The organism is Micromonospora cynarisoli, assembly GCF_030518815.1.
Lineage (GTDB): Bacteria > Actinomycetota > Actinomycetes > Mycobacteriales > Micromonosporaceae > Micromonospora > Micromonospora wenchangensis.
The window spans coordinates 6125726-6143871 of record NZ_CP130426.1; the positions used below are offsets into that span (position 1 = coordinate 6125726).

The 18146-nt window shown below is 73.2% G+C and carries 18 protein-coding genes and 2 tRNA genes; 10 read left to right on the forward strand and 10 right to left on the reverse strand.

The annotated features are described in order from the left end of the window. Window positions 1-18: 18 nt before the first annotated feature. Complete coding sequence (locus Q2K16_RS26990; RefSeq protein ID WP_302740943.1) at window positions 19-1059, reverse strand: LCP family protein; 1041 nt, start codon at window positions 1057-1059, stop codon at window positions 19-21. Window positions 1060-1538: 479 nt separating this feature from the next. On the opposite strand from Q2K16_RS26990, the gene Q2K16_RS26995 reads away from it, so the two are divergent. Continuing rightward, complete coding sequence (locus Q2K16_RS26995; protein WP_302740944.1) at window positions 1539-1856, forward strand: hypothetical protein; 318 nt, start codon at window positions 1539-1541, stop codon at window positions 1854-1856. Between the two features lie 63 nt (window positions 1857-1919). Beyond that, a complete protein-coding gene (locus tag Q2K16_RS27000; RefSeq protein WP_302740945.1) occupies window positions 1920-2996 on the forward strand; it encodes an expansin EXLX1 family cellulose-binding protein in 1077 nt (358 codons plus the stop codon). A gap of 84 nt (window positions 2997-3080) precedes the next feature. On the opposite strand, the gene Q2K16_RS27005 is transcribed toward Q2K16_RS27000, so the two are convergent. From Q2K16_RS27005 to bcp, 3 genes are all read right to left on the reverse strand, one after another. Beyond that, window positions 3081-3608: a GNAT family N-acetyltransferase gene (locus Q2K16_RS27005; protein ID WP_302740946.1), complete on the reverse strand. Its 528-nt coding sequence runs from the start codon at window positions 3606-3608 to the stop codon at window positions 3081-3083. A 65-nt stretch (window positions 3609-3673) separates the two neighbouring features. Beyond that, window positions 3674-3759, reverse strand: a tRNA-Leu gene (locus Q2K16_RS27010). Window positions 3760-4301: 542 nt separating this feature from the next. Beyond that, window positions 4302-4778, reverse strand: coding sequence for a thioredoxin-dependent thiol peroxidase (bcp, locus tag Q2K16_RS27015; RefSeq protein ID WP_088641767.1), 477 nt, complete (start codon window positions 4776-4778; stop codon window positions 4302-4304). 251 nt (window positions 4779-5029) lie between these two features. Here bcp and Q2K16_RS27020 point away from each other — a divergent pair, with 251 nt between their 5' ends. From Q2K16_RS27020 to Q2K16_RS27035, 4 genes are read left to right on the forward strand one after another with little or no spacing between them, the layout of a single operon-like run. Beyond that, the gene (locus Q2K16_RS27020) at window positions 5030-5749 is read left to right on the forward strand and encodes an energy-coupling factor ABC transporter permease (RefSeq protein ID WP_302740947.1); all 720 of its coding nucleotides are present in this window, start codon (window positions 5030-5032) and stop codon (window positions 5747-5749) included. Next, window positions 5746-6195 carry a PDGLE domain-containing protein gene (locus Q2K16_RS27025; protein ID WP_302740948.1) on the forward strand — a complete coding sequence of 150 codons (450 nt, stop codon included), beginning with the start codon at window positions 5746-5748 and terminating at the stop codon, window positions 6193-6195. The genes Q2K16_RS27020 and Q2K16_RS27025 overlap by 4 nt, the downstream gene beginning before the upstream one ends. Window positions 6196-6209: 14 nt before the next feature. Then, window positions 6210-6980, forward strand: coding sequence for a cobalt ECF transporter T component CbiQ (cbiQ, locus tag Q2K16_RS27030; RefSeq protein ID WP_302740949.1), 771 nt, complete (start codon window positions 6210-6212; stop codon window positions 6978-6980). Continuing rightward, window positions 6977-7741, forward strand: a complete 765-nt coding sequence (locus Q2K16_RS27035; protein WP_302740950.1) for an energy-coupling factor ABC transporter ATP-binding protein — start codon at window positions 6977-6979, stop codon at window positions 7739-7741. The genes cbiQ and Q2K16_RS27035 overlap by 4 nt, the downstream gene beginning before the upstream one ends. Window positions 7742-7782: 41 nt before the next feature. Here Q2K16_RS27035 and Q2K16_RS27040 read toward each other — a convergent pair whose 3' ends face one another. Genes Q2K16_RS27040 through Q2K16_RS27050 form a run of 3 tightly spaced genes read right to left on the reverse strand, consistent with a single transcriptional unit; the run spans window position 7783 to window position 10095 of the window. Beyond that, the gene (locus tag Q2K16_RS27040; RefSeq protein ID WP_302740951.1) at window positions 7783-8865 is read right to left on the reverse strand and encodes a hypothetical protein; all 1083 of its coding nucleotides are present in this window, start codon (window positions 8863-8865) and stop codon (window positions 7783-7785) included. Next, a complete protein-coding gene (locus Q2K16_RS27045; protein ID WP_302740952.1) occupies window positions 8862-9578 on the reverse strand; it encodes a thioredoxin domain-containing protein in 717 nt (238 codons plus the stop codon). The genes Q2K16_RS27040 and Q2K16_RS27045 overlap by 4 nt, the downstream gene beginning before the upstream one ends. Continuing rightward, window positions 9565-10095, reverse strand: coding sequence for a MauE/DoxX family redox-associated membrane protein (locus Q2K16_RS27050; RefSeq protein WP_302740953.1), 531 nt, complete (start codon window positions 10093-10095; stop codon window positions 9565-9567). Before Q2K16_RS27050 ends, Q2K16_RS27045 begins: the two co-directional genes overlap by 14 nt. Before the next feature lie 352 nt (window positions 10096-10447). On the opposite strand from Q2K16_RS27050, the gene Q2K16_RS27055 reads away from it, so the two are divergent. Both Q2K16_RS27055 and Q2K16_RS27060 read left to right on the forward strand, forming a co-directional pair. Continuing rightward, complete coding sequence (locus tag Q2K16_RS27055; protein ID WP_302740954.1) at window positions 10448-12103, forward strand: copper resistance CopC/CopD family protein; 1656 nt, start codon at window positions 10448-10450, stop codon at window positions 12101-12103. A gap of 17 nt (window positions 12104-12120) precedes the next feature. Beyond that, entirely contained in the window at window positions 12121-12852 is a 732-nt protein-coding gene (locus tag Q2K16_RS27060; protein WP_302740955.1) for a YcnI family copper-binding membrane protein, read from the forward strand. Window positions 12853-13058: 206 nt separating this feature from the next. Here the strand turns inward: Q2K16_RS27060 and Q2K16_RS27065 are convergent, their stop codons facing one another. After that, window positions 13059-14333 (reverse strand): glycosyltransferase 87 family protein, encoded by a 1275-nt coding sequence (locus Q2K16_RS27065; RefSeq protein ID WP_302740956.1) that lies wholly within the window; start codon window positions 14331-14333, stop codon window positions 13059-13061. A 73-nt stretch (window positions 14334-14406) separates the two neighbouring features. Here Q2K16_RS27065 and orn point away from each other — a divergent pair, with 73 nt between their 5' ends. Both orn and Q2K16_RS27075 read left to right on the forward strand, forming a co-directional pair. Beyond that, complete coding sequence (gene orn / locus Q2K16_RS27070) at window positions 14407-14997, forward strand: oligoribonuclease (RefSeq protein ID WP_088641757.1); 591 nt, start codon at window positions 14407-14409, stop codon at window positions 14995-14997. A 99-nt stretch (window positions 14998-15096) separates the two neighbouring features. Further along, a tRNA-His gene (locus Q2K16_RS27075) sits at window positions 15097-15169 on the forward strand. Window positions 15170-15321: 152 nt separating this feature from the next. Here the strand turns inward: Q2K16_RS27075 and Q2K16_RS27080 are convergent. Both Q2K16_RS27080 and Q2K16_RS27085 read right to left on the reverse strand, forming a co-directional pair. After that, window positions 15322-16602, reverse strand: coding sequence for a L,D-transpeptidase (locus Q2K16_RS27080; RefSeq protein WP_302740957.1), 1281 nt, complete (start codon window positions 16600-16602; stop codon window positions 15322-15324). Between the two features lie 173 nt (window positions 16603-16775). Then, the gene (locus Q2K16_RS27085) at window positions 16776-18050 is read right to left on the reverse strand and encodes a L,D-transpeptidase (protein ID WP_302740958.1); all 1275 of its coding nucleotides are present in this window, start codon (window positions 18048-18050) and stop codon (window positions 16776-16778) included. Between the last annotated feature and the right edge of the window lie 96 nt (window positions 18051-18146).

Here is an 18146-nt window from a genome sequence, read left to right on the forward strand (position 1 = left end):
CCGGCGGCGACGCCGGGCTCAGCGGGCGGCGCGGACGATCTCGGCGGTGGCGTCCCGGCGGACCGCGTCGTAGAACGCCTCGACCTTCCGCTCGTCGGCGAACACCACGCTCTCGGTGCCCACCCGCCCGGTGCCCCGCGACGGGCTGGTGACGAAGGTGAGGTTGCCGCCCCGCAGGCCGCGCAGCTCGGTCGCCAGGTCCAGCAGCGACATGTCCCGGTCGACGGAGACCGAGGCCGAGGCGGCCCGGACGAAGTCGTTGAGCTTTCCGGGGTTGGTGAGGATGCCACCGCCGGCCGCCTTGTCGAGGATCGCCCGGATCACCTGCTGCTGGTGCCGGATGCGGGCGAAGTCGCCGTCCGGGAACTGCTTGCGCTGGCGGGAGTAGTCGAGCGCCGTGGCTCCGTCCATCGTCTGCCGGCCGGCGGGGAAGGTGCGCAGCGGCGGGTGGATCGAGGTGAACCGGTGGTCGACGGTGATGTCCACCCCGCCCAGGGCGTCGATGATCTCCTGGAAGCCGGCGAAGTCGACCACCGCCACGTGGTCGACGTGGACCCGGGTGAACTCCTCGACGGTCTGCACCATCAGCGGAATCCCACCCCAGGCGTACGCCGCGTTGATCTTCGCGGTCCGGCCGCCGTGTCTGCCGTACGCCGACCGGGGTACGCGGACCCAGGTGTCCCGGGGGATCGAGACGAGTTGGGCGCTCCTCCGGTCCTTCGGCAGGTGGGCCAGGATGATCGTGTCGGTGCGTGACCCCTCGGTCCGCTCCGGGTCCCGGGAGTCGCTGCCCAGGATCATGATGTTCATCGCGTCCCGGGCCACCACCGGCGGCCGGTTCTCCGTCGGCACCCCGGTGAAGGCGTCCACCCGCTCGACGTCCTTCTCGACCGAGCGCAGGTAGAGCGCGCCCGCGCCGACGCCGCCCGCCCCCAGCAGGGCCAGCGCCAGCAGCGCCACCAGCGCGATCCGCCAGCCCCGCCGACGCCTCGGTGCCGACCTCGGGCCGGCGACGGACGGGGTCGGGGCGGAGTCCGAAATGTTCTCACCTGCTGGCATGGCCGCATGTTACTGAGCCGTCACCCGGGCACGGCAGCCCGCGTACGCCCGACGGCCCGAGGCCCGAAAAGCCGCCGTACGCTGGACGTTCAGCCGCCCGTCAGCTGCGGCTGGCAGAACCGCGCGGTGGATGCGACGAGACTGCGCCGGGCCATCGCCCGCACCCCGCTGGCACCGGTGGTCGCCTTCCCGGGCGGCTCGGCCGGGTCGCCAGGTACGACGCGAAGGTGCTGCACACCTCGGCCCGCTGGCTGGCCACCTCCCGGGAGCACCACAACTACACCTACGAACAGGCCACCGCCCGACGGCATCGGCGTCGCCTGGTGAGGCCCGACCGACGGTGACCCGGGCCGGCCGCGGACCCGCCGCCGCAGCGGCGGCACCGGCCGGCCGAGCCGTACTCCGCCGGCCGGGTGTTGCCCCCGGGCCGGTCGCGGATCGATGATTGCCGAACCACCACCATCGACGAAGGAGCCGGCATGCAGGTTCTCCACCACCCCCGCGTGGCCTGGGACATGGCCCGCCTGATCGTCGCGGCCGTCCCCGACGAGCGGCTCTTCGACTGGTTGTGCACCGAGGTCGGCGCGCTGCTCGGCCCCGAGCACGCCGGCGCCCTCCGGGACACCAGGTGGCGGCTCCAGCCGTGGGCCCGCACCACGCCCGACGCCGCCGCCGTCGAAGCCGGCCGCTGGCGGGTCCGCCTGGAGGACCTGCTGCGCACCCGGCCGGAGACCGCCGAGCCGCTGCGGTCGCTCACCGTGATCGCGTCGGGACTCCACCGCGACCGGATCGGCTGACCGGCTTAGCTTTCGCTTAGCCCGCTTGTCCCCGGGTCGCCCGCTGCGGCAGCATCGGTCGGCGTGACCGACGGCAGCGTGTCCCAGGAACCCGACCCCGGGCCGGGCGGCCGGGCCCCCGCCGGGCGTCCCGGGCCGGGGCGTCGCCGTGCCCGGGGTGGCGGACGTCGCCGCTGGCTGGCCGCCGGTGGCGTCGCCGCGCTCGCCACCGTGCTCGGGCTGAGCCTCGCGTTGCGCTCCGGCGCCGCTCCCGCCTGCGCCGCCCCGCCGATCGGGCTGGCCGGCGTCGGGCCGGTCGCCGCCGGGCCGCTGCCACTGGCGGCTCCACCCACCGGGAGTACGGTCCACAAGGGAAAGGCCACCTTCTACGACTCGAAGGGGGCCGGCGGGAACTGCTCCTACCCGTCCGCCCCGGCCGACCGGATGTACGTGGCGCTCGGCCCCGGCGAGTACAGCGCCGGCGCGGCCTGCGGCGGGTACCTCGACGTCACCGGCCCCCGGGGCACCGTCCGGGTCCTGATCATGGACCAGTGCCCGGAGTGCGCCCCCGGGCACGTGGACCTCTCCCGGGAGGCGTTCGCCCGGATCGCCGACCCGGTGCAGGGCATCGTCGACGTCAGGTACCGCGCGGCGGTCGACCCGCCGCTGTCCGGCCCGCTCACCTTCCGGATCAAGGAGGGCGCGTCACGGTACTGGTTCGCCGTGCTGGTCGCCGGGCACGGCAACCCGCTGCGCGCCGTCGAGGTACGGCAGGGCTCCGGCACCTGGCGTACCGCCGCCCGGCAGGACTACAACTACTGGCAGATCGACTCCGGTGCCGGTCCCGGCCCGTACACCGTCCGGGTCACCGACGTGTACGGCCACCGCGTCACCGCCACCGGCGTCACCATGTCCCCCGGCCGGGTCCAGCGCAGCACCGTGACGATGTACGGCGGCAGCGCCCCCGCCGCGCGGAAGAACCCGACCAGCCGGCCGTCCTCCCCGAGCCCCGGCGTCACCCCGACCCGGGCCACCGCCAGCCCGTCGACGGTCGCCCCCACCGGCTCACCCGGCGCACCGCAGGTCAGCGCCCCACCCGCGCTCGCCGCAGCGGCGCAGCCGGACGCGGGCCGGCCGGTCGACTGCGCGTCCCGGAGCTGACTGCCACCGGTCCCGCACCGGGATCGACGCGTGGAGGACCGGTCTTCCGCCGGGTCGGCCTCGCGTCGGTCGCGCGGCGGACGGTCAGGCCGGGGTGTCCAGGTCCCGCCACATGAGGATCTCGTCGCGGTCGTCGTCGGCCGCCACCCGCAGCGCGCCAGGCAGCCGGCCCACCTCGCGGTAACCGAGCCGGTCGTAGAACTGCTCCAGGCCCAGCCCGCCGCGCACCGTCACGTGCAGCGCCCGCCAACCCAGCTCGGGCGCGCGCCGGGCGGCCTCCCGCATCAGGGCCTGCCCGTGGCCGCGCCCCTGGGTGGCCGGGTGCACCATCACCCGCTTGAGGATGCCCCAGTGTGCCTTCAACCCGAACCGGTTGTCGGCGAGGAACAGCACCGCGACCGGTCGGTCACCCGCGTAGCCGACCAGCATCCGGTCCGGACCGTCGGTGACGGCGGCGAAGGTCGTCTCGGCGAGAGGGAGCACGTCGGCGGTGGTGACCGGGGCGACGAAGCCGACCGCACCGCCGGCGTTGGTGACGTCGACCCAGAGGTCGACGATCTGCTCCCGCAGCGCGGGGGTGAGGTCGGGGTCGAGGACGAAACGCAGGCTCACCCTGCCGATCCTGCTGCGCCGGCGCGTCGTACGCCCGCGATCGTGACCCTCCCGACAGGGCCGTGTGGTGCGGGAGGGGGGACTTGAACCCCCACGTCCTTTCGGACAATAGGACCTAAACCTACCGCGTCTGCCATTCCGCCACTCCCGCTCGGGTCAGAGTTTAGAGCGTCGCGCGGAAACGGTGGAGAGCCCGGCCCGGCGCAGGATGTTCGATACCGTCCCGTGACTGACGACGCAGGCGTCGCCGGTCGCCTCGCGGATGAACGCGGCGAGTTTCCGTGGCCCCAGATCGGGGCGGTTCAGCGCGTACCGGATGACGGTCCGCTGGTGCGTCGGGCCGTCGCGCGGTCGGAGCGGGACGGCGACGCCGGGCACCGCGCCGGTCGGGCGGGCCCCGACGCCGGACCGGTGGCGTCCGGCGTGGGTCGGGGTGTGGCTGTGGCAGTTCGGGCAGAGCAGGCGCAGGTTCGGTGGCCGACCCCGACCGACCGGCGGGTGAAGTGGGACGTGTCGATGCCCAACCGGTGGAGCTGACGACTGGTATGCGCGTGCGAACCACCGCTGAACCGCACCCCGAGAACGCGCAGGACGTCGGCGACGCTGCGGGACTGCGCCGCCGCCTGGGCGAGCATCTCAGGGGTGTACCTGTATCGGGTCATGCGCGGAAAGTAGCGGCGGGGTGTGACGCTTTCAGTCGAGACCGAGGTCGCGGCGCAGCTTGGCGACGTGGCCGGTGGCCTTGACGTTGTAGAACGCGTGCTCGATCTTCCCGTCCGGGTCGATGACGAAGGTGGACCTGATCACCCCGGTCACCGTACGGCCGTAGGACTGCTTCTCGCCGAAGGCCCCGTACGCGGTGAGCACCGCCCTGTCGACGTCGGCGACCAGCGGGAAGGTGATGGCGTCGCGCTCGCGGAACTTCGCCAGCTTGGCGGGCTGGTCGGGGGAGATGCCGACCACCTCGTAACCGGCGGCCTGGAGCGAGGCGAGCGAGTCCCGGAAGTCACAGGCCTGCTTGGTGCAGCCGGGCGTCATCGCGGCCGGGTAGGCGTACAGGATGACCCGGCGACCGCGCAGCGCGGCCAGGGAGAGCGTCTCCCCGGTGTCGGTGGGGAGGGTGAAGTCGGGTGCGGGGTCGCCGGGGGCGAGCCGGTCGGGCGCGGTCATGGCGACGACCCTACCGCCGGGCTACGACACCCCGGCCGCTCCCCGCCGGGACACCCGGGACGTTCCCCCGCCGCACGGCCCCGCCCGGTGCGGCGCGCGCCACGCCCCGGCGTTCCCGCTGCGTGCGGTACGGCGGCCCGTGGGGGACCGACGGTGGCCCGGCGGTGAACAACACCCCTGCCTTGTTGCCGCATCTTGGCAACAACCCGCGCCGGGAAATAGGCTGGGCCCGCCGGCCAACTGGAGGTCACGTGGAAACCCTGGCGATGCACATCTCGAACGGCATCATCAACGGTCCGGTCGCGGGGATCTTCGCCGCCGTCGCGCTGGCGGCCCTGACCTTCTGCGTGCTGCGCGGCCGGCGTGACCTGGACGACCGGCTCGCGCCGATGGCCGGCCTGGTCGCCGCGTTCATCTTCGCCGTGCAGATGCTCAACTTCCCGATCTTCACGGCCGGGGTCTCCGGTCACCTGCTCGGTGGCGCGCTCGCCGCCCTGCTGGTCGGCCCCTGGGTCGGCGCGCTCTGCGTCTCGGTGGTGCTGATCGTGCAGGCCCTGGTCTTCGGCGACGGCGGCGTCGCGATGCTCGGCCTGAACATCACCAACATGGCGCTGCTCGGCACCGCGGCGGCATACCTGCTGATCGCCGGCCTGCTGCGGGTGCTGCCCCGCACCCCCACCGGCCTGGCCGTGACCGCGTTCGTCTCGGCGCTGGTCAGCGTGGTCGTCGCCGCCCAGGGGTTCGTCGTGCAGTACTGGCTGGGCGGCACCACCGACCTGGGCGGCAACCTGACCGGCCTGGCCGGCACGATGGCCGGCGTCCACCTGCTGATCGGCATCGGCGAGGGGCTGATCACCGCGACCACGGTCGCCACCGTGGCCAAGGTCCGACCCGATCTGGTGTACGCGTTGCGCGCGTTGAAACCGGCGACCGCGCCGGCCCCCGTTCCGGCTGTCGGAGGTGCCCGGTGAGGAAGCGTTCCTGGGGTTTCGTGGCGGCCGGCCTGCTGGTCGCCCTGGTGCTGGCCGGGGTGGTCAGCAACTACGCCTCGTCGCACCCCGACGGTCTGGACTCGTCGCTGCTCAAGGGCTGCACGGTCAACGCCGACGACGAGATCACCGGCGGTTCCTGCCCGGCCCAGCAGGCGAAGGACCACGAGTTGGCCGACAGCCCGTTGGCCGACTACGGCATCCGGGGCGTGGACAACGGCTTCCTCTCCACCGGCCTGTCCGGGGTGGCCGGCGTGCTGCTCACCTTCGCCGTCGGCGGTGGCGTGTTCTGGCTGCTGCGCCGTCGTGGCCCGGCCGACGCCCCCGACACCGGCGGCCGGTTCCCGGCCGACGCATCCGGCACCGGGCAGTCCCCGGCCGACGGGCGGCACACCGGCGACCGGCAGTCCGCCGGCACCGCCGGCTGACCGGGCGGTACGACATGGGTGCCGGACACGCGCACGTGCTCTACCGGGACACCCCCTCCCCGGTGCACCGGCTGGCGCCCGAGGTGAAGATCGCCGCGATGGTGCTGTTCACCGTGGCGGTGGTGGCCACCCCGCGCGAGGCGTTCTGGGCCTTCGGCGGGTACGCCCTGCTGGTCGCCGTGGTCGCCGCGCTGGCCCGGGTCGGCCCGCGCTGGCTGCTGCTGCGCGCCACGATCGAGGTGCCGTTCGTGCTGTTCGCGGTCGCCCTGCCGTTCCTCGGGGCGGGCCCGCGTACCGACTTCGCCGGGTTGAGCCTGTCGGTGGACGGTCTGCACGGGGCGTGGAACATCGTCGCCAAGGGCACCCTGGGGGTGCTCGCGTCGCTGCTGCTGGCCGCCACGACCACCACCCGGGACCTGATCGTCGGCCTGGACCGGCTGCGCTGCCCGCAGATCGTCACCCAGATCGCCACGTTCATGCTGCGCTACCTCGACGTGCTGGTCGGCGAGGCCCGCCGGATGCGGGTGGCCCGGATCTCCCGGGGTGACGACCCGCGGTTCCTGTGGCAGTTGCGCGGGTTCGCCGCCGGGGTGGGCGCGCTGTTCCTGCGGGCCTTCGAGCGGGGTGAGCGGGTCTACCTGGCGATGCTCTCCCGGGGGTACACCGGGCGGATGCCGGCGGTCTGGCAGGGGGCCGGGGCGGCGACCGCCGGGCAGTGGGTGTCGGCGGCGACCGTGCCGCTGGCGGCGGTGGCGATCGCCGCCGCCGCCGTCGTCCTGACATGATCGGGGGCGTGCCTGACGCTGTCTCCCTGGACGTCCGTGGCCTCCGGTACGCCTACCCGGACGGTCACGTCGCCCTGGCCGGGGTGGACCTGGCCGTGCCGCGCGGTGGGCGGGTGGCCCTGCTCGGCCCGAACGGCGCGGGCAAGACCACGCTGGTGCTGCACCTCAACGGCATCCTCACCCCGACCGGGGGGTCGGTGAGCGTGGGCGGGCTGGCGGTGTCCCGGGACCGGGACACCCTGGCCGAGATCCGCCGCCGGGTGGGTGTCGTCTTCCAGGACCCCGACGACCAGCTCTTCCTGCCCACGGTCGCCGAGGACGTGGCGTTCGGCCCGGCTAACCTGGGCCTGCGCGGTGCCGAGTTGGCCGCCCGGGTGGACGAGGCGTTGACCGCGGTGGGGATGGCCGAGCACCGGGACCGCGCCCCGCACCACCTGTCGTTCGGGCAGCGGCGTCGGGTGGCGGTGGCCACCGTGCTGGCGATGCGCCCGGAGATCCTGGTCCTCGACGAGCCGTCGTCCAACCTGGACCCGGCGGCCCGCCGGGAGCTGGCCGGGATCCTGCGTGCCCTGCCGGTGACGCTGCTGATGGTCACCCACGACCTGCCCTACGCGGCGGAGCTGTGTGAGCGGGCGGTCATCCTGGACGCGGGCCGGATCGTCGCCGACGCGCCCACCGTCGACCTGCTCGCCGACGCCGACCTGCTCTCCCGCCACCGCCTCGAACTGCCCTACGGCTTCCACCCCCGACCGATCGGCTGACGACCGGGGACACCGTTCGCCGGGCCACGTCCGGTGGCGGGTCAGGTCCGGGCCGGCTCGGCGGCGGGCCGGGGCGCGGCGGCGCGGGCGGCGGCGTGCAGCCGGAGCAGGCCGGCGGCGACCGCACCCACCCCGGCGACCAGCACCACGGTCAGCAGCACCCGCGCGGTGCCGCCCGACCAGGGCACCGGGGCGACGGCGCGGGACAGCACGGTCAGGTTGGCGACCCCGACGAAGAGGGCCAGACACGCCCCGGCCAGCGCGAGCACGAAGTCGGCGGCGGGCCGGCGGGCCAGCGCCCACCCGCCGGCGGCCACCGCGCCCAGCCCGGTCAGCAGCGGCCAGAGCTGCCCGGCGGCCAGCCCGAGCAGCAGTCCGCCGACGCCCTGCGCCCCGGCGTCCCACTCGCGGCCGAGCACGAGGGTGACGGCGGCGGCCCCGCCGAGGGCGAGCACCGCGCCGACGCCGCGTAACGCCCGGGTCCCGGCCGGCAGCAGCCCCGCCGCGCCGACCAGCAGCGCGCCGAGGGTGACGGCCACCCACCAGGGGTACGGGTCAGGTGGCGGCACCCAGTCGAGGGTGCCGCGCAGCTCCACCGGTTCGTCGCCGTCGCGCAACGCGACGCTCCACTCCCGGACCCGGTGTTCCCGGTTCGGGTCGGCGGCCACCGGGGCGGGCACCCCGGACTCCCGCCACAGGGCCCGCTGGTCGTGCCAGCGGACCCGCCGGTCGTCGCCGATCCGTCGCCACTGCGGGGCGGCGGCCGGGTCGGCGGTGGCGGGCAGCGCGGTGTCCCCGGCGAGGGTGCGGTTGAGGTACGTGGCGGGGGAGCGGACGTTCTCGTACACCCCGCCCGGCCCGACGCGCAGGTACGGCTCCCCGGAGTAGCCGATCACCTCGACGTCCCGGTCGGAGTGGTTGACCAGTTCCAGCCGGGCGCCCGCCTCGACGGCCCGCGCGGTCAGCCCCGGCCGGGCGGGGGTGATCCCGGTCACCGTGGTGCGGTAGTCGGTGCCGTCGGGGGCGTCCGCCCCGTGCGCGTACGCCGGCGCGGCGCAGCCGAGGAGGCCGAGCAGTACGGCGGTGACCAGCAGGACGGCCCGCCGCAGGGGTGCCTGGTTCACCTGCCGGCCGCCTCCACGGCGGCGGTGATGCCCGCCGGGCTGCGGTCCTCCACGGCGGTGCCGTTCACCTTGATGGTCGGGGTGCCGGTGACCCCGGCCTTGCTGGCGTCGTCGGTGACGTGCTCGGTCCACGCCGTGTACGTGCCGTCCCTGACGCAGGAGCCGAAGTCGTCCCTGTTCAGCCCGACGCCCGCGCCGATGTCGATCAGTTGGTCGTTGCTCAGCCCGGCGCTGCCCTCCGCCGGCTGCTGGGCGAACAGCGCGTCGGTGAACTCCTTGAACTTGCCGCCCTTGGCCGCGCAGCCGGACGCGGCCGAGGAGCGGGTGGAGTATTCGGTGGTGGAGAACCGGTTGAGGTAGGCGACCGGGTGGAAGACCACCTTCGCCTTGCCGGAGCTGACCAGCTGGTTGATGGTCTCCCCGCTGGTCTGCTGGAACTGCTTGCAGGCCGGGCAGAGGTAGTCCTCGTAGAGGTCGATGGTGACCGGGCCGGTGCCGAGCACGACGCCGGTGCCGGCGTCGTTCGCGCCGGGCGGGGCGGTGAAGGTGTCCGACTTCTGGCTGGAGTAGACGCTCCACCCGATCAGCCCGGCGATGACCAGCACCACCACCGCCCCGACGGAGGTCCAGAGGGTCCGCTTGCGGCGCTTCTCCCGGGCGATCTGTTCGCGGACCACCCGCGCGGCCTGGTTGCGTCCCTTACGACTGCTCATCGTCGTCCTCCACGGATGGGTCGCCCGCGAGCCAGCCGTCCACCGAGAACGGGGTGCGGGGCCAGATCAGCAGGAATCCGGCCAGGGCCAGGAATCCCAGGTCCCGGAGGATCTCCGGGAGGTAGCTCGGGGACTGGCCGGCGGCGAGTTGTCCGCCGCTGCCGAAGCACCCGCAGTCGATGGCCAGGCCGCGCGCCCAGGCCGAGGCGATGCCGGCGACGAAGACCACCAGCAGCGCGGCGGAGATCCCGGCGCTCAGCCGGGTCGCCAGCCCGGCGAGCAGCAGCAGGCCCAGCGCCAGTTCCACGAACGGCAGCGCGGCCCCGACCGCCGTCGCCACCTCGTAGGGCATCACCTGGTACGCGTTGACGGCCCGGCCGGACGCGGCGAGGTCACCGACCTTCGTCGCGCCGGCGTACAGCCAGACGGCGGCCAGGCCGAGCCGGGCGGCGACACCGAGCCAGGGGCGGACGAGCGGCCAGCGGCCGGCCGGGCTGCGTGTGGTGGTCACCCTCATTGGTCGTCCCGCCCGGGCCTCGGGTTCCCCGGGGTGACCGGTCGCCGGGTCGCCGGCCGGGGCACCGGGTGCCGGTCGGGGCCGGGCGGTGGCCCGCTACGGCCGGTGGCGGAGGGGTCGCGGTGAGCGGGGATCACGACAAGCCAGGCTACGCGGCGTGGCGGGGGCGGGCAGGGTCGTTCGGCCCTTTCCATGGTCCCGCTCACGCCGGGAACTTTTTCCCGCTGCCGTACGACTACCTGCTCATGACGCCCCACCACCTGCGGCAGGCGCCCCGGCCGCCGTGGACGCCCCGTGCCGTCGCGGGGTGGCCGGGTGGGCGTACCGGGCCGCGGTCAGCGAGCATGGCGGGATGAACGCAGTCGATCGTCGCCGGCTGGCCCGGCTGGGGGCCGCCGCCGGCCTGCTGGTCACCCTCGTCGCCCTGCTGCTCGCCCCGGCCGGGCCGGCGAGCGCCCACGCCGTGCTCTCCAGCAGCAGCCCGGTGGCCTCGTCCGTGGTGCCGACCGCCCCGTCAGAGGTGGTGCTGACGTTCAGCGAGTCGGTCCGCAAGGTGCCCGACAAGGTACGTGTCATCGCGCCGGACGGCTCCCGCGCCGACCGGGGTGAGCCCCGGTTCGAGGGGTCGGTGGTGACGATCGGGGTGGACCCGGCCGGCCCGCAGGGCACCTACCTGGTCAGCTACCGGGTGATCTCCGCCGACAGCCACCCGGTGTCCGGGGCGTTCACCTACTCGGTGGGGGCTCCGTCGACGCCGCCGACCGACGCCGGCTCGGACAGCCGGGCCGACCCGGTGGTCGGCGTGGGCGTGAAGGTGACCAAGTACCTGGGGTACGCGGGCCTGCTGCTGGTGGTGGGTCCGGCGCTGGTGCTGGCCGCCCTCTGGCCGCTGCGGCTGTCCCGGCGGGGGCCAGCCCGGCTGCTCTGGTCCGGCGTGGGGCTGCTGGCCGTCGCGACGGTGGCCGAGGTGTGGATGCAGGTGCCGTACACCGCAGGTGGGGGGTTGTTCGACGTCACCGGGGAGGGCCTGTCCGAGGTGCTGGGCAGCGGCTACGGCACCGCGCACCTGATCCGGCTGGGCCTGCTCGCGGCGGCGGTGTTCCTGCTCCGGCCGCTGACCAGGGGGCCGGTGGGGCGTACCGACGGGATCATCCTGACCGGGCTCGGGGTGGCCGGGCTGTTCACCTGGCCGCTGGCCGGGCACCCGGCGGCCTCCCCGGCCCCGGCGGTGTCGGTCCTCGTCGACGCGGTGCACCTGGGCAGCATGGCGGTCTGGCTGGGCGGCCTGGTGATGCTGGCCGGGTTCCTGCTGCGCCGGGCCGACGAGCGGGAACTGGGGGCGATCCTGCCGATCTGGTCCCGCTGGGCGGCGCTGGCGGTGGCGGCGTTGCTGCTGGCCGGCGTCGTGCAGGGGCTGATCGAGGTGGCCAGCGTCGAGGCGCTCACCGGCACCACGTACGGCCGGCTGCTGCTCGCCAAGATCGGGCTGTTCGCGCTGGTGGTGGCCGTGGCCGCGTACTCCCGGCAGTTGGTGCGCCGACGGACGGCGGCGGCCCGGCCGCTGCCGGTGCGGCGCGCGGTCTGGGTGGAGTTGGCGATCACCGCGGTGATCCTGGGGGTGACGGCGACCCTGGTGCAGACCCCGCCGGCCCGGACCACCGTCGACGGGGGTTCCGGTGCCGACGCCGGCTACTACTCGACGACGCTGACCAGCCCGATCTACTCGCTCCAGGTGGAGCTGGACCCGGCCGAGCGGGGCAACAACTCGATGCACCTGTACGCGTACACGCCGGACAACCGGCCGCAGCCGGTGGTGGAGTGGAAGGCCACGGCCGCGCTGCCCTCGGCCGGCGTCGAACCGATCGACATCCCGCTGCTCAAGCTCACCGACAACCACGCGACCGGGGAGTTCAGCTTCCCGTCGGCGGGTGAGTGGCAACTGCGCTTCACGGTCCGTACGTCCGACATCGACCAGGCCACGGTGACCGCCACCGTGCCGATCAAGTAAAGAAGGGTCCGTCCCCGATGATCCGTCTCCGGCGCTCCGCATCCGCCGCCGCGCTCACCCTCGCCGCCGTCACCGCCACGGTGCTCGGCTTCGCCGGGCCGGCCGCGGCGCACGTCACGGTCAACCCGAAGGAGGCGACCCAGGGCAGCTACGGCCGGTTCGCCATCCGGGTGCCCAACGAGAGCGACACCGCCTCCACCGTCAAGATCGAGGTGAACCTGCCGGACAACGCCCCGGTCGGCTCGGTCTCCACGATGCCGGTGCCGGGGTGGACGGTGGCGGTGGAGAAGCGCAAGGTGGACCCGCCGATCGAGGTGCACGGCAGCCAGCTCACCGAGGCGGTGTCGAAGCTCACCTGGACGGCCGCCGCCGGCGGTGGCGTCAAGCCTGGCGAGTTCCAGGAGTTCCCGGTCTCGCTGGGTCCGCTGCCGCAGGTGGACAGGATGGTCCTCAAGACGCTCCAGACCTACTCCGACGGCAACGTGTCGCGCTGGATCGAGGAGCCCATGCCGGGTGCGGAGGAGCCGGAGAACCCGGCGCCGGTGCTGACCCTGACGGCGGCGGCCGGGTCCCCCTCGGCGGCCCCGCCGGCGGGCGCGTCGGCCGCGAAGGACGACGACGATGACGACGACTCGGGTTCGACGGCGGTCGTGCTGGGCGTCGCCGGTCTGCTGGCCGGGCTCGGTGGGCTGGCCCTCGGCGGCCTGGCCTTCGCCCGGACCCGGCGGGAGCCGACGCCGAAGTCCTGACCCGTACCACCCGCACCGGCCCGTCGGACCCGTCCGGCGGGCCGGTCGCGTCGTGCGGTGACGTCGACGCCGGACGGGCCCGGACGCGGTGACGGCCCTCCGCGCTGCCGACGCGGAGGGCCGTCTCACCGGGGGATCGGTGTGCCGTGAGTCGTGACCGACTAAAACAAGATTAGCGCCAAAGATCGGACAAGGGAATATATGTCCTATTGGTGCTGCCGGACGGCGGTCGGCACGGGCTCCCGCGCCCGCTGCCGCCGGACCGGCAGCAGCACGAGCAACAGCAGCGCCAGCAGCACGTACGCGTTGCGCAGCAGGAACTCCCAGGGGTTGTCCGTGCGGGCCGGCGCCACCCCCCAGTCGTAGAACGAGACCACCCCGTAGACGATCACCAGGCCGGTGCCGGTGGCGAGGGTGAGTAGCCGTCGTCGGTGGCGCGCCCCCGCCGGGGTCTGCGGGTCGGCGTCGAGCGCCGCGTCCACCAGCACCACCACCGCCGGGATGAACCAGTAGATGTGGTGGGTCCAGGTGATCGGGCTGACCAGCCCGCCGACCAGCCCGGTGAGGGTGAGGCCGGTCAGCCAGTCACCGGACCCGGCGGCGCGGGCCGCCCGCCACAACCCGTACCCGAGGATCGCCACGACCAGCACCAGCCAGAGCAGCCGGTTCGGCTCCTGCGGTGCGTCGATCCGGCTGAGCAGGCCGAACAGCGACTGGTTGCCCGTGTAGTCGGTGCGCCCCACCCGGTCGGTGGCCCACAACTCGTGGGTCCAGAATCGCCACGAGTCGCGGGGGGCCACCGCAGCGGCCAGCAGCGTCGCCGTCGCCGCCGTGACACTCGCCACCGCCGCCGCCCGCCACCGCCGGGTCACCAGCAGGTAGACGATGAAGATGCCCGGGAACAGCTTGAGCGCCGTGGCCAGCCCGACACCCACCCCGGCCCAGCGCCGTGCCTGCGGCACGGCGAACAGCAGGTCGGCCAGGATCAGCACCACCAGCAGCATGTTGATCTGACCGAAGGTGATCGTCTCCCTGGTGCTCTCCACCGCGAAGACCAGCAGCACCGCCACGGTGAGCGCGTACGTCCGGTGCAGACCGTGCCGGGCGATCACCGGGCCCACCAGCCAGCGGGTGGTGACCACGACGGCGACGCAGGTCAACGCCGTGAAGATGACGATGGTCAGGCCCAGCGGCAGCACCCCGAACGGCCGCAGCAGCAGGGCGCTGAACGGCGGGTACGTGAAGTACAGCTCACCCTGCACCCGGTCGGGCTGCACGTAGTCGTAGAGCGGGTGCCCGGACGCCCACCAGTCCATCGCCCGCATGTAGATCTTCAGGTCGAAGAAGTCGTGCACCAGGCCCGGCAGGTAGAGCGCCGGCAGCACGGCCGCCAGCGCCAACACCGTGACGACCCGGCGGACCGTACGACTTCGCTGGTCCTCCGGGGCGGTGACGGGGGACGCGACGGATTCGGCGGGCACGGGGAAACCCTAGCGGTCCCACCCCGCGACGGTGCCGAGGCGCGGGCACCTGGGCTGCGCGTAGTCTGTTCCGGTGGCTGACCTTCTCGTCTGGATCGACTGTGAGATGACCGGGCTCGACCTCGGCAGCGACAAGCTGATCGAGGTGGCCGCACTGGTCACCGACCCCGACCTCAACGTGCTGGGGGAGGGTGTGGACGTGGTCATCCACGCCGACGAGGCGGCCCTGGAGGCGATGCCGGAGATCGTCCGCACCATGCACGCCAAGTCGGGTCTCACCGAGGAGGTGCGCCGCTCCACGGTCACCCTCGCCGAGGCCGAGGACCTGGTCCTGGAGTACGTGACCAGCCACGTGAAGGACCCGCGTACCGCGCCGCTGTGCGGCAACTCGATCGCCACCGACCGGGGCTTCATCGCCCGGGACATGACCCGGCTCGACGCCCACCTGCACTACCGCATGATCGACGTGTCGTCGATCAAGGAGCTGTGCCGGCGCTGGTACCCCCGGGTGTACTTCGGCCAGCCGCGCAAGGGGCTGGCGCACCGGGCACTGGCCGACATCCGGGAGAGCATCCGCGAGCTGGAGTACTACCGGCGCACCCTGTTCGTGCCGCTGCCCGGCCCGGACGTCGAGACGGCGAAGGCGATCGCCGCGCAGCTCTAGGCAGGTGCCCGCCGATGGGCGCAACCCGCTGGACGGGCCCTGCCCGGGTGTGGCTATTATTAGTCCGCACCCGCCCGGGAAACCGACGCGGACGGCATGGTGGCTGTAGCTCAGTTGGCAGAGCACCGGGTTGTGGTCCCGGTTGTCGTGGGTTCAATTCCCATCAGTCACCCGGTTGGTGGATGTTCTCCACCGCAGGCCCCCTCACGCGAGGGGGCCTGAGTCGTTTCCGGGTCTGGAGTCGCCCCGGGTTCGGCTGCCCTACGCACGGACCCGGCCCCCGCCTGGTGGCGGGGGCCGGGTCCGTGCGGTCTGCCTCAGGGGTCAGGACGTCGGCTCGGCGCTCGGCGTCGGCGTGTTCCCGGCGTCCGGCTGCCCGGCGTCCGGGTCGTACGGCAGGGCGCTGCCCTTGACGTACTCGTCCCAGCTCATGTTCCAGTCGGTCCAGCCGTTGCCGTTCTGGAGCTTGCGCTCGGTGCCCTTGACGGTGATCGGGTCACCGATCTTGGTGTTGGCGAACAGCCAGGCACCGTCCTTCATCGACACGTTCACGCAGCCGTGCGAGACGTTCGTGGTGCCCTGCTGCCCCTCCGACCAGGGGGCGGCGTGGATGAACTCGCCACCCCAGGTGAGCCGCTGGGCGTAGTCGATCTTGGTGCGGTAGCCCTCCTCCGGGCCCAGCTCCTCCATGGTGTCGAAGACCGTCTTGCGCAGCTTCTCGATCACCACCATCGTGCCGCTGGACGAGGGGGTGCTCTTCTTGCCCAGGCTGACCAGGATGGTCTTGACCACCTTGCCGTCCTTGGTGACGGTCATCCGCTTGGTCTTGTTGTCGACCTGCATCACCACCGACGGGCCGATCTTGACGTCCACGGTCAGGTCGGACCGGCCGTACCAGCCGTCGCCCATCGGCAGCCCACCGGCCCGCACCCGGTACGAAACCGTCGTGCCCGGCTGCCAGAACTCCTTGGGCCGGTAGCGGACCTCGGTGGGGCTGACCCAGTGCCAGACGCCCTCCTGCGCCGGGGTGCTGGTGACCGTCATCCGGCGCTGCACGTCGTCGCGGTAGTCCTCCGGGACGGCCCGACCGAACTTCACGATCAGCGGCATGCCCACGCCGACCACCTGGTTGTCGCCGAGGAAACTCGTCACCCGCACCTGCTTGTCCGGCTTGGCCATCACCGTGAAGGCGCTGGTGGCCGTGGCCGGCTTGCCGTCCTCACCGGTCGCCGTGACGGTGGCGGTGTACTTCTTCCCGTACTCCAGCGCACCGTCGGGCAGCCAGCTCGCGCCGTCCGCGGCGAGCTTCCCCTCGACGGCCTTGCCGGCGTCGTCGGTGAGCGCGACGGTGGTGTCCTTCGCGTCCTTGGCGGTGAAGACGATGCCGGTGGAGGCCGGGACGTCGGTGGCGTCGGCCTTCGGCTCGGTGATCGTCGCGCTGGCCTTCGGCGCGGCCTGCTCGCCGCCGCCCTGCCAACTCGACGGCTTGTCGCCGCCCGAGCCGGTGCAGGCGGAGGTGAGGGCCAGCGCCGCGGCGAGGACCCCCGCCGCGAGCACCCGGCGTCGACCGGTACGCCCGGTCAGGTGGTCCTGGACAACTCGCATGATTCCCTCACAGTCGTGGTCCCCGATGTCCCCATCGTCCCTCACAGACGCGGCGGCACGCCCATCGGTTGCGAACGGTGAACTGAAACACGCCGCCGAGCGGGGCGCGACCACGCTGGGTCATCGGCCCGTGCCGGTCCGGGTCGGCACGGCGCACCGACCCGGACCGGAGGTCAGACCAGTGGACCCGAGCCGCCGTGCGGCACCGGCACCGCGCTGCCCTTGACGAAATCCGCCCAGGTCAGGCTCCATGCCGTCCACCCGTTGCCCGGTTCGAGCTTGCGCGGGGTGCCCTTGACCGTGATCGGGTCGCCCACCTTCGTCTGGGAGAAGAGCCACCGGCCCATCGCCATCGACACGTTGACGCAGCCGTGCGAGACGTTCCGGCGGCCCTGCACCCCCTCGGACCACGGTGCCGCGTGAATGTACTCGCCGCCCCAGGTCAGCCGCTGGGCGAAATCGATCTCGGTGCGGTACTGGTTGGCCGGGTCCGGTTCGTCCATGGTGTCGAAGACGGTCTTCTCCTTCTTCTCCATCACCACCATGGTGCCGCTCGACGACGGGGTGCTCTTCTTGCCCAGGCTGACCGGCAGCGTCTTGATCAACTGCCCGCCCTGGAAGACCTCCATCTGCTTGGTGGCGTTGTCCACCTTCATCTCGAAGGCCCGCCCGATCTTGGCGGTGGCCGACCGGTCCACGTTGCCGTACCGGCCGTTGCTCAGCGGAATCCCGGCCAGCGCGATCCGGACGCTCAACGTCGTCCCCGGCTGCCAGTACTCAGGCGCCCGGTAGTACGCCTGGGTGCCGTTGGAGACCCAGTGCCAGGCCCCCGGCTGCGGCGGATCGGTCTTGACGAACATCCGCTTCTGGACGGCCGCCCGGTCCTTCTTCGGGATACCCGGGCTGAACTCGGCCACCACCGGCATGGCCACGCCGTACGTCCGGTCGTCGAAGAGGTACAGGCCGGAGCCGATCATCGACCTCGGCTTGGCCATCGTGGTGAACGTGCTCACCCCCTGCCGGGGCTGGCCGTCCGCGCCGGTGCCGGTCACCGTGGCCTTGTATTTGGTGTTGTACTTCAGGGCCGACGACGGCACCCAGGAGCTGCCGTCCAGACGCATCTTTCCGTCGACCTGCTTGCCGTCACCCGTGGTGAGGGTGACCGAGGAGACCTTTCCGCCACCCGGGAGGTCGGCGTTGATCTCGGTGCTGACCGGTCTGCCCTTCGCCCCGTCCGCCGGGCTGACCGTCAGGCCGTCCGCCGTCGACGCCGACGGCGACGCGCCGCCTGACTGCGCCGGGGTTGCCGCCTCGGCGCTCGGCGAAGCCACGGTGCCGCCGACGAACTCGACTTCCTTCTTCTGGTCGCCGCCGCAACCGGCCAGAGCCAGCGACGCCGCCAGGACGAGAGCGCCCGCCATCGCCCTGCCCCGCGTGAACCTGCCCATCCCCACCTCTGTTCTCGCGTGCCTGGCGGACATCGTGCCCCATGCCGGCCACCGGCTCGATCCCGGACGTGCGCCGTCGGGGGGATGTGCGAGCTT